12 protein-coding genes are annotated in these 14036 nt (G+C 56.5%); all 12 read left to right on the plus strand.

All coding sequences use genetic code 11. The features are described from left to right. The 12 genes from KIH26_RS01060 (at window position 1) to KIH26_RS01115 (ending at window position 13958) form a co-directional block, all read left to right on the plus strand. Entirely contained in the window at window positions 1-690 is a 690-nt protein-coding gene (locus KIH26_RS01060; protein ID WP_249660898.1) for a prepilin-type N-terminal cleavage/methylation domain-containing protein, read from the plus strand. Next, window positions 687-1712 carry a type II secretion system minor pseudopilin GspK gene (gene gspK, locus KIH26_RS01065; protein WP_349627832.1) on the plus strand — a complete coding sequence of 342 codons (1026 nt, stop codon included), beginning with the start codon at window positions 687-689 and terminating at the stop codon, window positions 1710-1712. Before KIH26_RS01060 ends, gspK begins: the two co-directional genes overlap by 4 nt. A 22-nt stretch (window positions 1713-1734) precedes the next feature. After that, the gene (gene gspL / locus KIH26_RS01070; protein WP_213441601.1) at window positions 1735-2976 is read left to right on the plus strand and encodes a type II secretion system protein GspL; all 1242 of its coding nucleotides are present in this window, start codon (window positions 1735-1737) and stop codon (window positions 2974-2976) included. After that, window positions 2973-3503: a type II secretion system protein M gene (locus tag KIH26_RS01075; RefSeq protein ID WP_249660900.1), complete on the plus strand. Its 531-nt coding sequence runs from the start codon at window positions 2973-2975 to the stop codon at window positions 3501-3503. Before gspL ends, KIH26_RS01075 begins: the two co-directional genes overlap by 4 nt. 15 nt (window positions 3504-3518) lie before the next feature. Beyond that, on the plus strand, window positions 3519-4325 hold the full coding sequence (gspN, locus tag KIH26_RS01080) for a type II secretion system protein N (RefSeq protein WP_213441603.1): 807 nt from the start codon (window positions 3519-3521) through the stop codon (window positions 4323-4325). Window positions 4326-4328: 3 nt separating this feature from the next. Next, a complete protein-coding gene (gene gspD / locus KIH26_RS01085; RefSeq protein ID WP_249660902.1) occupies window positions 4329-6497 on the plus strand; it encodes a type II secretion system secretin GspD in 2169 nt (722 codons plus the stop codon). Between the two features lie 6 nt (window positions 6498-6503). Continuing rightward, a complete protein-coding gene (locus KIH26_RS01090; protein ID WP_213441605.1) occupies window positions 6504-7916 on the plus strand; it encodes a GspE/PulE family protein in 1413 nt (470 codons plus the stop codon). Window positions 7917-7918: 2 nt separating this feature from the next. Then, complete coding sequence (gene gspF / locus KIH26_RS01095) at window positions 7919-9148, plus strand: type II secretion system inner membrane protein GspF (RefSeq protein ID WP_213441607.1); 1230 nt, start codon at window positions 7919-7921, stop codon at window positions 9146-9148. After that, window positions 9149-10045: a 5'-nucleotidase gene (locus KIH26_RS01100; protein ID WP_213441609.1), complete on the plus strand. Its 897-nt coding sequence runs from the start codon at window positions 9149-9151 to the stop codon at window positions 10043-10045. It begins immediately after the preceding gene. Between the two features lie 117 nt (window positions 10046-10162). After that, window positions 10163-11140: an ABC transporter permease gene (locus tag KIH26_RS01105; RefSeq protein ID WP_213441611.1), complete on the plus strand. Its 978-nt coding sequence runs from the start codon at window positions 10163-10165 to the stop codon at window positions 11138-11140. 3 nt (window positions 11141-11143) lie between these two features. Further along, window positions 11144-12352 carry a M20 aminoacylase family protein gene (locus KIH26_RS01110; RefSeq protein WP_213441613.1) on the plus strand — a complete coding sequence of 403 codons (1209 nt, stop codon included), beginning with the start codon at window positions 11144-11146 and terminating at the stop codon, window positions 12350-12352. Window positions 12353-12386: 34 nt separating this feature from the next. Continuing rightward, window positions 12387-13958 carry an ABC transporter substrate-binding protein gene (locus KIH26_RS01115; protein WP_249661049.1) on the plus strand — a complete coding sequence of 524 codons (1572 nt, stop codon included), beginning with the start codon at window positions 12387-12389 and terminating at the stop codon, window positions 13956-13958. Window positions 13959-14036 lie beyond the last annotated feature (78 nt).

Raw genomic sequence — 14036 nt, forward strand, 5'->3', positions numbered from 1 at the left:
ATGAAAGCCAAAGGTTTCACTCTCGTTGAGGTGCTCGTTGCACTTGTGGTGATGTCTTTGATGGCACTGCTCAGTTGGCAGGGCATTGATGGCATGGCCAAGGCCAGCAACCAGCATCGCGCACGCTCCGATGATGTGGCGGCGATTCAAACGGCGCTCTTGCAATGGCGCACAGATTTGGATCACATGATTGATGCCTCGCAAACGCCGCCCGCTGCATTGGCGGGCAGCTCGGGCAACGCGAGCACGGCCAAGGCAGTGGAGTTTGACAGCCGGGTGCTGCGCATCACACGCCGCTTTGAGGGCGATGAGCTTCGCGTGGTGGCCTGGGGCAGCCGCCGAGTGGAGACGAGCACCGGCAGCACGCGCCGCTTCTTGCGTTGGGTCTCGGAGCCGATCCGAACACGCGGCGAGTGGCAGGCTGCATGGGATCTGGCTGCCCGTTGGGGGCAAAACCCCAGCGAGGCTGATCGCGCGAAAGAAGCCGGTGTGCTCAATATCGACGAGTGGCAAATTTTTTATTACCGCAATGATGCTTGGAGCAATCCTTTATCTTCAGAAGGCGCGGCCGTGCAAAACAGCGCCAATCCTGATGGCGTGCGTTTGATTTTGCAGCTTGCGCCCGGCCAACAGCCCGGAGGCACACTGTCTTTGGATTGGGTGCAGCCGACACGAGGAGGCAAATCGTGAAGGGACATGCCCCCCGCTTCGCGAGAAGTCAAAGAGGCGCTGCTCTGCTCGCCGCCATGCTCACCCTCACCTTGGTCGCTACGTTAGCAGCGGGCGCGGCTTGGCAACAATGGCGTGGCGTGGAAATGGAGCGCGCCGAGCGCGAGCGCGCTCAGGCGGGCTGGATTCTGGTGGGTGCGCTCGATTGGGCGCGCCTGATTTTGCGTGAAGATGCGCGCTCGGGCGGGGCGGATCATTTGGGTGAGCCTTGGGCTGTGGCTCTCCAAGAATCTCGGCTCACCAGTTTTTTGGCAGCGGATGCCAACAGCGCTGCCTTGCTGGCCGATCAAGCCAATGACAATGTGTTTCTCTCCGGCCAAATGCAAGACATGCAGGCTCGGCTCAATGTCTATAACTTGATCGAAGCCGGGCGCATTTCGCCCTCGGGCCTGGCCGCATTCGCCAAGCTCTTCGATACGCAAGGGCTGGATATCGCTGAGCTCAACAACGTGGCCGAAAACTTGCGATTTGCTTCTGATTTGAGCCCAGACAACCGCTCGGGCGCGCGCGCGGCCTTGCTGCCCCAGCGCTTGGATCAACTCACACTGCTCGGCTTATCCAGAGCTTCTCTGGAGCGATTGCGCCCTTTTATCGTCTGGCTACCTAGCCGCACGCCGATCAATGTGAACACGGCCAGCGCTGAAGTGTTGTATGCCAGTGTGCCGACTCTGGAGCTCGATGGCGCGCGCAAGATTGTGGCTGAGCGCCAAAAGCAGCATTTCAAAAGTTTGGCCGATGCGGGCAACTTGGTACCCGCCATCGCGGGGCAATTCAATGATGGGCAGCACAGTGTGGCCAGCCGGTTTTTTGAAGTCACGGGCAGGCTGCGGTTGGCGGATGGAAAGCAGAGCACGGTGGTGATGGAGCGCTCGGTGGTGGAGCGCAATGGCTTGGATGTGAAGGTGCTCTGGCGTGAGCGCGGCAGTTTCCCCATCGCCGAGGGTGGCTTGACGGCTGAGCAAATCACCGGCTCTCGCCGATAATGGGCAAAATCACTTCAGATTCATGAGCCAACTTCTTGTTACCCTTTCCCCTCCCGGCAGTGACCAAGCTGAGCTTGCTTATGCCGTGGTGGCCAGCAGTGGCGCGCTCACAGCGCATGGCCGCGCTGCGCCCGCATTGCTTCCAAAAGCTGATACTGCCACCCTGATCGTGCCTGCGCAAGCTGTCGCATGGCATGCCGCGCAATTGCCTAAACTTCAGCGCGGTAATTCAGCGCAAAAAATGCAATTGCTGCTTGCAGGGGTGCTCGAAGAGCAGCTGCTGGATGATCCCGCACAAACGCATTTGGCCGCTTGCCCTTCGATTTCAGCGGATGGAAAAACTTGGGTGGCAGCCATCAACAAAGCTTGGTTACAAGACGCCGTGGCAGCATTGCAAGCCGCGCGCGTGCCGCTCACGCGCATCGTGCCGCAAGTATTTCCGAGTGAGCCTGCACAGTTGCATGCCAGCGGCACATCGGATGCGCCCTGGCTCACGTTTGCTGATACGCAAGGCGTGCTCTGCTTGCCTCTGAATCAAGCGGCGCTTTTGCCTGCGTTACCCGAAGATCTGGCCATCACTGCTGAGCCTGCGGTGGCTGCTGCTGCAGAGCAAGCATTGGGGCAGCGCGTGAATGTGTTGCAAGCAGCGCAATTGGCGCTGCAAACGGCGCAAGCTGCGCAAGCCAGTGGGGTAGATTTGGCGCAGGGCGATCTAGCGGTCTCCGGCGGTGGCAGAGCTTGGCAGTCGTTCACCGGCTTCTTAGGCGATGTGTTTGCCGCACCTGCCTGGCAACCTGTGCGCTGGGGATTGGGTTTGCTGCTTATGGCCAATGTGATCGGGCTCAATGCTTGGAGTTACAAGCAAAGCAACGAAGCGCAAGCCAAGCGCTTGCAGATGAATCAAATACTCACGCAGAGCTTTCCAAATGTCAAAGTCGTGGTTGATGCGCCGCTGCAAATGCAGCGTGAGTTGGCCAGCTTGCGCCAAGCGCAGGGGCAGCTCAGTGGACGCGACTTTGAGAGCATTTATGGGCGTTTTAGCTCTATCGCCGGCATGAATACTGCGCCAGATGCTATTGAATATATAGCAAATGAAGTGCAAATTCGTGGCAGTGGATTGCAAACTTCTCAGCTGGATGCCTTGCTGCCGCGCTTGCAATACGTCGGCTTGGGTGTGAAGAGCGATGCGCAGGCGCTGATCGTTTCGCATCAAGATGCATCGATAGCCCCTGCGGTCGCTGTGGTGTCTGGAGCCAAGCCATGAGCGCCGCGAACACTAGCCCCGCATTGAAAAACAATGTACTTATGAATATCTTGGCCACACGCTGGACAGCTCTCGCGCCGCGCGAGCGGGTGATGGTGGGCAGTGCCATCGCGCTCATTGCTGCCGCTGTGTTGTGGTGGGTTGGTATCTCACCAGCACTTGCCAAACTGCGTCAAGCCCGCGAAGCCGCGCCGCAACTCGATGCGCAATTACAACTCATGCGAGCTCAGGCCAGTGAGGCTGCATCGCTCAAAGCGCAGCGCGCCTTGAGTTACGACGAATCGCTGCGCAGCTTAGAAAATTCCGTCAAAACCTTGGGTGCCGGTGCAAGCTTGAGCGTGAGCGATGCCAGAGCCAGCATCACGCTGCGCGGCGTGAGCGGCGATGCACTTGCCGCATGGCTGGCGCAAGTGCGTGCTAATGCGCGCCTCGTGCCCAGCGAATTGCGTCTGAAAAAGGCGGCAGGTGCGACGCCTGCCGTCACTCTGTGGGATGGCAGCATTGTGCTCAGCCTGCCCACGCGATAAGTCGTCATCAGACCTATGAAAATTTCGCGCCGCTCCAACAAACTGGCCGATAGCCATCGCGCACCTTGGCGCACAGCGGCTCTGGCAGCCTGCGTGGGTGCGGCATTGGCTACCGTGTTGTTTGCACCGGCTGCATGGCTCTCGCACGCGGTTGAGTTCGGTAGCCAGGGCCGCGTATTGCTGGCTGAGCCCCAAGGCTCGGTTTGGCGTGGCTCGGCGCAACTGCTCCTCACGGGTGGCCAAGGTTCATCCGACGCGGCCAGCTTGCCAGGCCGCGTGGATTGGACGCTGCGCCCCGCATGGCATGGTGCACGCATGGCATTGAATCTGCCCTGCTGCGCGCCCGAAGCCGTGCAGCTTGCCTTGAAGCCGGGTTGGTCACAAAGCGTGCTTGAGGTGAGCCCCGCCCAAGTCAATTTGCCAGCGCCTTGGCTCTCTGGCTTGGGTGCGCCGTGGAATACGCTCGATCCGCAAGGCCAACTCAGTTTGAACACACAAGCCCTGCAAGTGCTCGTGTCGTCTGGCCGCCTGCGCTTTGAAGGGCAGCTCACTTTAGATTTGCTTGCCATGTCTTCACGGCTTTCTACCTTGAGCCCGCTGGGTGACTATCGCCTCACCCTGGCTGGTGGTGATGTACCCACGCTCGCGCTGCAAACCTTGCAAGGCGCGTTGCAACTCTCAGGCTCCGGCCAAGTGGTTGGCTCGCGCATTCGCTTCACGGGTGAGGCCTCGGCCAGTCCGCAGCAGCAAGATGCTCTGTCCAATGTCCTCAATATCATTGGCCGCCGCCAAGGCACCAAATCTTTGATTTCGCTAGGTTGATCTATGACTCTCTCCTCTCTGACCCATCTGACTCCTATTTCCATAGCATGTCGCGCAGTATTCATGCCGGCGATCAGTGCTTTTTTGTTCGCAAACCTGGCTCTTGCACAAACAGCACCTGCGCCTGCTGCTGCACCTGCAACAGCCGGCGCCACGCGCAGCGCGCAAGGCATTAAGCTGGATTTTGTGAATGCTGAAATTGCCGAAGTGGCCAAGACCTTTGGCGTGATCATGAATCGCAACATCGTGGTTGATCCGCGTGTTAAAGGCCAGATGAATTTGACAACCGATCGCGCTGTGCCTGTGGCCTCGGCCTACAACCAATTCCTCGCATCCCTGCGCCTGCAAGGCTTCACGGTGGTAGAAGCGGCAGGTATTTACAAGGTTGTGCCCGAAGCAGAAGCCAAGTTGCAAGGCGGTGCTGTGAATGCTGGCGAAGTGCGCGCCGGCGGCAACCAAATCCTCACGCAAATCTTTCGCTTGAATCACGAGAACGCCAATAATTTGGTCGCTGTGTTGCGCCCCTTGATCAGCCCTAATAACACGATCAATGTCAACCCCGGCAACAACTCGCTCGTGATCACCGATTACGCAGATAACTTGCAGCGTATGGCCAAGATCATTGCGGCATTGGATGTGAGCAATGCGACCGATTTGGAAATTTTCCCGCTCAAGCATGCGGTGGCTTCTGATCTTGTGCCCTTGCTGATTCGCTTGAGTGAATCCGGTGGCAGCGGTGCAGCGCCAGCTGCCGGTGGCCAAGCTGATACCTCGTTCAAAACCAGCATCTTGGCCGAGCCTCGCAGCAATGCCGTGATCGTGCGTGCCGCCAATCCAGCTCGCGTGAACCTGATCAAATCGCTGATCGACAGACTAGATCAACCCAGCGTGCGCACAGCCAATGGCGATGCGGGGAATATCTATGTGGTGTATCTGAAAAATGCCGATGCCGTGAAGCTGGCCACCACGCTGCGCGCTGCCATCAGTGCAGAAGGCGGGGGTGGAGGCGCAGCTCCCGTCGCGCGTGCTGCCGCAGCACCCGGCGGCGCAGCTGCAGCGCCTGTAACTGCTTCAGCACAACCGAGCACAGGCGGCCAAATCCAAGCCGATCCTGCAACGAACGCGCTTATCATCACCGCCCCCGAGCCGCAATACCGCCAGATGCGCGCAGTGATCGATAAGCTCGATCAGCGCAGGGCGCAAGTTCTGGTGGAGGTGTTGATTGCGCAAGTGAGCAGCACACGCGCTGCGGAGTTTGGCATTCAATGGCAAACCGGGCTGGGTAAGGCTGGCAATTCTGTGGTGGGAGGCCTCGGCACCAATTTCGGATCAACTGGCAACATCATCGGTCTCTCATCCGCCAAAGATGCTGCCGGCTTGGCTTCTGTAGGCATCGGCCCGGGACTTAATCTGGGTATCGCTAGGCAAATCAACGGTGTGTATGTGTTGGGCGCATTGGCCAAATTCTTGGAAGACAGCAACGAAGGCAATATTTTGTCTGCTCCGAATCTGCTGACACTCGACAATGAAGAGGCAAAAATAGTGGTGGGTCGCAATGTGCCTTTCGTCACGGGGCAATTCACCAACACGGGAGCCAGCGGCGGTGGCGCGACCAATCCTTTCCAAACGATTGAGCGCAAAGATGTGGGCTTGACGCTGCGCGTTAAACCGCAAATCAGTGAAGACGGGCAAGTGCGCTTACAAGTCTTCCAAGAAAATTCTGGCATTGAGGGCAACACCACCAGCAATGCCAACGGCCCAACCACCACCAAGCAATCGATTGAGACCAATGTGATGGTGGAAGATGGTGGTATCTTGGTGCTCGGTGGTTTGGCAGAAGACAGCTTCACCAATGGCGCACAAAAAGTGCCTGGCCTGGGCGATATCCCTCTGTTTGGAAATCTCTTCAAGAGCGAGAGCCGCAACCGCGATAAGCGTCAACTCATGCTCTTCATGCGCCCAGTGATCGTGCGTGACGCTGCAGCAACCAACTCGCTCTCTTTGGATCGCTACGAGCTGATGCGCTCGGGGCAAAAGGATGTGCAACCTGCGCCCAGCAGTGTGCTAGGTGGTGTGAATGAAGCGCCAGTGCTGCCACCTCAAAAACCTGCTGATGCACCGAGTAAATCACCGGCTCCATTGGTTGCTCCTGCTATCAAATCCAAGCCTTAAATCCAAATGGCGCGCTACCCTCTGCCCTACACCTTTGCCCGCAGCAACCAAGCCTTGCTGGAAGACGATGGCAATGGCCTCACGCTTTGGCTCAGTGATGCCACACCGCGCTCCGCCATTGCAGAAATCATGCGAAAACATGCTTTCGCCAGCGTGGATACTGCGCAAAATGCTATACAAAAGATAGCGTCAGATGCGCTCGTGCAACGCATCAGTGCTGCCTATGCGCAAGGTGAATCGAATGCCGCTGCCGTGGTGAGCGAGGTGCAGGGTGATGCTGACTTGTCGCGCATCATGCAAGAGCTGCCCGCCATTGAGGATTTGCTGGAAAACCAAGACGATGCGCCCATCATACGCATGCTCAATGCCTTGCTCACACAAGCGGCGCGAGATGGTGCGAGTGATATCCACATCGAGCCTTATGAGCGCACATCGAGCGTGCGCTTCCGGGTGGATGGCACGCTGCGCGAAGTCGTGCAACCCAACCGCGCCTTGCATGCTGCATTGATCTCTCGCTTGAAGATCATGGCGGAGCTGGATATTGCGGAGAAACGCTTGCCCCAAGACGGCCGCATCAGCTTGCGGATCGGCACGCGTGCGATGGATGTGCGTGTGAGCACGCTTCCTTCTGCGCATGGTGAGCGCGCTGTGTTGCGTTTGCTGGATAAATCGGCGGGCAAGCTCACGCTAGAAGCTGTTGGCATGCAAGGCGGTGTGCTCTCGCAGTTTGAAAATCTGATCACGCAGCCGCACGGCATCATTCTCGTCACTGGCCCCACAGGCTCAGGTAAGACGACGACGCTGTACGCGGCCTTAAGCAAACTCGACGCAGGCAGCACTAATATCATGACGGTAGAAGACCCGATTGAATACGAGCTATCGGGTGTAGGCCAAACGCAGGTGAACGCAAAGATTGATCTCACCTTCGCCAAAGCTCTGCGCGCAATTCTTCGGCAAGACCCCGATGTGATCATGATCGGCGAGATCCGAGATTTTGAAACCGCGCAAATCGCGATTCAAGCCTCGCTCACTGGCCACTTGGTGCTCGCCACACTGCACACCAACGATGCCAGCAGCGCTGTGACGCGCTTGACGGATATGGGTGTTGAACCCTTCTTGCTTTCATCGTCACTCCTAGGTGTGCTCGCGCAACGCCTCGTGCGCCGCTATTGTTCAGTCTGTCACGGCAAAGGCTGCGATGCCTGCGGCCATACTGGATACCAAGGTCGCACGGGTATCTTTGAGTTGCTTCAAGTCGAAGACAAAATGCGCGCTTTGATTCACAACAAAGCGGCTGAAGCGGATGTGCGTAGCGCTGCACTTCAAGGAGGCATGCAGCTCATGCGAGATGATGGTGAACGCCTTGTGCGCGAAGGCATCACCAGCATGGAAGAAGTGGTGCGCGTCACGCGAGACTAGAGATGCCTGCTTACCAGTTTGAAGCATTAGACGCGCAAGGTACATCACGCAAAGGAGTGATCGAAGCCGATACCGCGAAATCCGCGCGAGCCATGCTTCGCGCGCAAGCACTTGTACCCATGGCAGTAGACGCCGTGATGGGGCAGGGTGCAGATGATAAAAAAGATTGGAAGCAAATCAATCTCTGGGGCGGCCGCGTCTTCTCCAGCACTTTGCTGGCAGTGTGGACGCGCCAACTCTCTGGTCTGCTCTCCGCAGGTTTGCCGCTTGAGCGTGCGCTCACTGCACTTGCCGACGAAGCGGAAGACGACAAGCAGCGCAATGTGGTGGCGGCTTTGCGCGCTGAGGTCAATGCTGGCTCAAGCTTTGCCAAAGCGCTTAGCCAGCACCCGCGCGAATTCAACGAGATTTATCGCGCTGTGGTGAGCGCAGGTGAAGCATCCGGCCATCTGGATACTGTGCTGGAAAAGCTGGCCGATGATTTGGAAGAAAGCCAAGCGCTCAAAGCTAAGTTGATCGGTGCATCGCTCTACCCCGCCATCGTTACGCTGGTCGCCATCATCATCGTGGTGTTTTTGGTCACCTATGTCGTGCCGCAAGTAGCTGGCGTTTTTGCAGGTAGCAAGCGAGCGCTGCCTTTGCTCACAACGATCATGCTGGGTATTTCTGGCTTTGTACGTACCTATGGCTTGTGGATGCTGGCTGCTCTTATTTTGATAGCTGGTAGCGCAGTTTATATGCGCTCTATTGAAGTATTTCGCTTAAGAATGGATGCGGCGTGGCTACGCATGCCGGTGGTGGGAAAGCTCGCCAAAGGTTTCAATGCTGCGCGCTTTGCCTCCACGCTGGGCATGCTGGCAGGTGCGGGCGTACCGATTTTGAAAGCCCTTCAAGCTGCCGCAGAAACCTTGCACAACCGCGCCATGCGCGCCGATGCCATGGATGCGCTCACCCTCGTGCGCGAAGGCGCGCCGCTGGCCAGCGCGATGGCGCAGAAGAAAAACTTCCCTGGTTTGATTGCGATGTTTGCCCGTCTTGGTGAGCAAACTGGCAAGCTGCCTGAGATGCTTCAACGCGCTGCCAAGCAACTCTCCGGCGAAGTGCAGCGGCGCGCCATTGCATTGGCCACGATCCTTGAACCGCTGCTGATTGTGGCCATGGGTGTGATCGTGCTGCTCATCGTATTGGCAGTGCTGATGCCGATCATTCAATTGAATCAATTGGTCAAATAAATGGGCGCTTCTCTTCAAGGCAAACTCGTGGTGGCGATCTCATCGCGCGCCCTCTTTGATCTAGAAGAGGAAAACTCCGTCTTCGAGCAATCTAACGACAAAACCTATATGGCGATGCAGATGGATCGCATTGATCAGCCTGCCAAGCCGGGTGTGGCGTTCTCTTTGGTGAAAAAATTACTCGCTTTCAACAGCGAAGGTGCGCAGCGCGTTGAGGTTGTGATCCTTTCGCGCAACGATCCCGTGAGCGGCTTGCGTGTGATGAAAAGCGCAGAGCACTACAGGCTGCCGATCGTGCGTTGCACCTTCACACGCGGTGAGCCGCCTTGGCGCTATCTTCGCCCACTGAACGCGAATTTGTTTCTGTCCGCAAAGAGTGAAGATGTGCGCTCCGCACTAGGCAACGGCTTTCCCGCTGCCACGGTTGCAACGCGCTCGATGAAGGCCAGCGATCTTCATCCGCACGAAGTGCGTATTGCGTTTGACGGCGATGCCGTACTTTTCTCTGACGAAGCCGAGCGCGTCTATGCCAAAGGCGGTTTGGACAAGTTCATCAAAAACGAAGTGAAGAAGGCCGATCAACCGTTGCCGCCTGGACCCTTCAAGCCCCTGCTCGAGGCTCTGCACCGCTTACAAAGCGAAGGCACAGCTAATATGAGTATCCGCACTGCCTTGGTGACGGCCCGCAGTGCCCCCGCCCATGAGCGCGCCATTCGCACCCTCATGGCTTGGAACATCACAGTGGATGAGGCCATGTTTCTTGGTGGCCTAGAAAAAGGCGAATTCCTGCGTGAATTCGAACCGGATTTCTTCTTTGACGACCAAACCGGCCATGTGCAATCCGCTGCCGATCATGTACCCGCCGGGCATGTGGAATCGGGCGTTAGAAACGTGTGATTGGTTAGGCTTTCATATGCGAATTCACATAAGTCGTATAAAAGACAAACTGCTGTAAACCCCATCCCGGCGCGATTTTTGCTCTGTTAGCATCACTGCCTCGCTCAAAGAACATCGATGTTTGCATTTATCCTCCAACGCCTCATTCAAGCCGTGATTGTGATGATCACGGTTGCCTTCATTGCCTTCATGCTGTTTCAGTATGTTGGTGACCCAGTGGTTTTCTTGCTCGGGCAAGATGCCACACCGGAGCAAATCCGTGAATTACGCGCCGATTTGGGGCTGGATAAGTCTTTTATTGTGCAGTTTGGCAGCTTTTTGGGCAATGCTGTGCAGGGCGAATTTGGCCTGAGCTTGCGCCAAGGGGCGAAGGTGTCTCGCTTACTTGCCGAGCGATTCCCCGCCACGTTTGAATTGGCCTTTGTCGCTGCCAGCATTGCTTTGCTGGTGGGTATTCCGATGGGGGTGTATGCGGCGCTGCGGCGCGGCTCCTTTTTGAGCCAAGTGTTCATGACGATTTCGCTGCTCGGCGTGTCGCTCCCCACCTTCCTGATCGGTATTGCCTTGATTTTGATATTTGCTGTGTGGCTAGGCTGGTTCCCCAGCTTTGGTCGTGGCGATGTGGTGCAAATCGGTTGGTGGAGCAGTGGGTTGATGACGGCCAAGGGTTGGCATCACATTGTGCTTCCCGCCATCACCTTGGCGATTTTCCAGCTCACTTTGATCATGCGCTTGGTGCGCGCAGAAATGCTGGAAGTGCTGCGCACGGATTACATCAAGTTTGCCCGCGCGCGCGGCCTCTCCAATCGCGCGATTCATTTTGGTCACGCACTGAAAAACACGCTCGTGCCCGTGATGACGATCACTGGCTTGCAACTGGGTGGCCTGATTGCTTTTGCCATCATCACTGAAACTGTGTTTCAGTGGCCGGGCATGGGTTTGCTGTTTATTCAAGCTGTGACCTTTGCGGATATTCCTGTGATGGCCGCCTATCTGTGCATGATCGCGCTGATTTTCGTGGTGATCAATTTGGTGGTGGATTTGCTGTATTTCGTGGTCGATCCGCGCTTGCGCATTGGTGGGAAAGGTCACTAAGCCGTGTTGGCGCCTCAGCTCAAAGCCAACGGCAGCGCCTTCGCGCGAATCCGTGAGTTCCACCCCGAGCTCACGGCATTTCGTCGCGATTTGCATGCGCATCCTGAGTTGGGCTTTGAAGAGATCTACACCTCAGGTCGCGTGCGCCAAGCTTTAGAAATTTGTGGTGTGGATGAAATTCACACGGGTATTGGCAAGACGGGCGTGGTGGGTCTGATTCGCGGCAAACAAAAGTCTTCCCGCATGATTGGCTTGAGAGCCGATATGGATGCCCTGCCTATGACTGAGCATGGCGATATCGCTTGGAAATCTGTGAAGCCCGGTCTCATGCATGGCTGCGGGCATGATGGCCACACCACCATGCTGACTGGCGCAGCGCGCTACCTCGCGGAGACGCGAAATTTTGCGGGTACTGCAGTATTGATCTTTCAACCCGGCGAAGAAGGCTACGCTGGCGCGAAAGCGATGATTGAAGACGGTTTGTTTGAGCGTTTTCCTGTAGAGGCCGCTTACGCCATGCACAACTGGCCAGCCATGCGCCCCGGTGAGATTGGTGTGAACCCTGGTCCGATGATGGCTGCTGCTGATCGCATCACGATCAACATCACAGGCAAAGGCGGCCATGGCGCACACGCCTATCTCACGGTAGATCCTGTACTCGTGGCGGGGCACATCATCACGGCGGTGCAAAGCATCGTCTCGCGCAATGTGAAGCCTGTGGATTCGGCAGTGATCAGTTTGTGTGCATTGCAGGCGGGGGACGTGCACGCCATGAGCGTGATCCCAGGCGAGGCCACTCTAGTAGGCACGGTGCGCACTTTCAATTCTGCAGTGCAAGACATGATTGAGCAGCGTCTTATCGAGCTGTGCAGCGGTATTGCGCAAAGCTTTGGCGCAACGGCCTCGGTGCATTACGAACGCATTTATCCCGCCACGATCAATACAGCTGCCGAAGCCAAGTTTGCTGCTGATGTGGCGGCGGCTTTGGTGGGCGAAAGCCATGTGAAACGCAACATGGAGCCCAGCATGGGCGCAGAAGATTTTTCATTCATGCTTCAGGCCAAGCCTGGAGCTTACTTGCGCTTAGGTCAAGGCGGTGAGGGCAGCTGCTTCTTGCACAACAGCAAGTATGACTTTAACGACGATGTGCTGCCGCTGGGCAGCGCTTTGTATGCCAGTTTGGTGGAGCAGGCTCTTGCCTGCTCTGCTTGATTTTTGTTTTTTTAGGAGAAGTGAAATGTTTTCAATGAAAAAAACCATGATTGCCGGCATGTTTATTGCCTCACTAGCTATGGTTTCCATAGCGCATGCGAAGACAATTCGTATTGGTAACCAAGGCGATGCGCTCTCGATGGATCCGCATTCGCTCAATGAATCCTTGCAACTCAGTGTCACGGGCAACGTGTATGAGGGCCTGACGGGTCGTAACAAAGACTTGAGCCTCGCACCTGCTTTGGCTACATCGTGGACTCAAACTTCGCCAACCGTTTGGCGCTTCAATCTGCGCAAAGGCGTCGTGTTCCATGATGGCACACCATTCACCGCTGATGATGTCGTGTTTTCTTTCCAGCGTTCGGCTGGTGACGGCTCCGACATGAAGAGCTACACCAACGACGTGGCTGAAGTTCGCAAGGTCGATAGCCACACCGTGGAATTCGTTACCAAAGCACCGTTTCCTATCCTGCCAGAAGTGATCTCGCTGGTGTATGTGATGAGCAAAAAATGGAGCGAAGACAACCAAGCGACCAAGCCAGTGGATCGCCGCAAAGGTATTGAGAATGCCGCCTCTTTCCGTGCCAATGGCACTGGTCCTTTCCGCGTGCGCGAGCGCCAGCCCGGCGTGAAAACCACCTTGGCACGCAGCGCCAATTACTGGGGCAAGATTGACGGCAACGTGACAGAAGTGATCTACACCCCGATCACCAACGATGCGACCCGCGTGGCTGCACTTGTCTCTGGCGAGATTGATGTGATGGAACCCGTGCCCGTGCAAGATGTGGCGCGCGTGAATGCCAGCGCCAATGCGCGTGCAATGCAAGGCCCCGAGCTGCGCACCATCTTCCTCGGCATGGATCAAAAGCGTGATGAGCTGCTGTATTCCAGCGTGAAGGGAAAAAACCCCTTCAAAGACAAGCGCGTACGCCAAGCTTTCTATCAAGCGATTGATATTGAAGGCATCAAGCGCACAGTGATGCGCGGTGCCTCCAACCCCACCGCGATCTTGGTAGGCCCAGGCATCAACGGCTTTGATGCCAATCTCAACAAGCGTTTGCCTTACGACACGGAGGCTGCAAAGAAATTGCTCGCTGATGCAGGCTACCCATCTGGCTTTGAAGTCACGATGAATTGCCCGAATGATCGCTATGTGAACGATGGTGAAATCTGCCAAGCAGTTGCCGCCAATCTCTCGCGCATTGGTGTGAAGATCAATCTGCAAGCCGAGACCAAGGGCACTTACTTCCCGAAAATCTTGCGCCGCGATACCAGCTTCTATCTGCTCGGCTGGACGCCTGGCACCTACGACTCACACAATATGCTCAATGCTTTGACACGTTGCGTGGATGACAAAGGTTCAGGCCAGTTCAACCTCGGCGCGTATTGCAACCCGAAGGTTGATGAGCTGACCCTGAAGATTCAATCCGAGACCGACAAGGCCAAGCGCCAAGCCATGATCTCTGAAGCCTTCAAGATCCACGCAGACGACATCGGCCACTTGCCCTTGCATCAACAAGCTTTGGCTTGGGGCGTGAGCAAAAAAGTTGAGCTGACGCAACTGGCCGACAACTTCATGTTCTTCAAGTGGATGAGCGTGAAGTAAGGTCTCTACCGTTCGCTCTGATGTCGAAGCTGGCATTGACACTTTGACAAACTCAGTGCGAACGGATTCGAATCGAAT

This window comes from Variovorax sp. PCZ-1, assembly GCF_018413605.1.
GTDB lineage: Bacteria > Pseudomonadota > Gammaproteobacteria > Burkholderiales > Burkholderiaceae_C > JANMDU01.

What these genes read in the sequence shown, in the direction of transcription:
- KIH26_RS01060 (WP_249660898.1), top strand. Translation starts at nt 1, where the DNA reads ATGAAAGCCAAAGGTTTCACTCTCGTTGAGGTGCTCGTTGCACTTGTG.
- KIH26_RS01100 (WP_213441609.1), top strand. Translation starts at nt 9,149, where the DNA reads ATGGGCGCTTCTCTTCAAGGCAAACTCGTGGTGGCGATCTCATCGCGC.
- gspN (WP_213441603.1), top strand. Translation starts at nt 3,519, where the DNA reads ATGAAAATTTCGCGCCGCTCCAACAAACTGGCCGATAGCCATCGCGCA.
- gspF (WP_213441607.1), top strand. Translation starts at nt 7,919, where the DNA reads ATGCCTGCTTACCAGTTTGAAGCATTAGACGCGCAAGGTACATCACGC.
- KIH26_RS01115 (WP_249661049.1), top strand. Translation starts at nt 12,387, where the DNA reads ATGAAAAAAACCATGATTGCCGGCATGTTTATTGCCTCACTAGCTATG.
- KIH26_RS01105 (WP_213441611.1), top strand. Translation starts at nt 10,163, where the DNA reads ATGTTTGCATTTATCCTCCAACGCCTCATTCAAGCCGTGATTGTGATG.
- KIH26_RS01090 (WP_213441605.1), top strand. Translation starts at nt 6,504, where the DNA reads ATGGCGCGCTACCCTCTGCCCTACACCTTTGCCCGCAGCAACCAAGCC.
- gspL (WP_213441601.1), top strand. Translation starts at nt 1,735, where the DNA reads ATGAGCCAACTTCTTGTTACCCTTTCCCCTCCCGGCAGTGACCAAGCT.
- KIH26_RS01075 (WP_249660900.1), top strand. Translation starts at nt 2,973, where the DNA reads ATGAGCGCCGCGAACACTAGCCCCGCATTGAAAAACAATGTACTTATG.
- gspD (WP_249660902.1), top strand. Translation starts at nt 4,329, where the DNA reads ATGACTCTCTCCTCTCTGACCCATCTGACTCCTATTTCCATAGCATGT.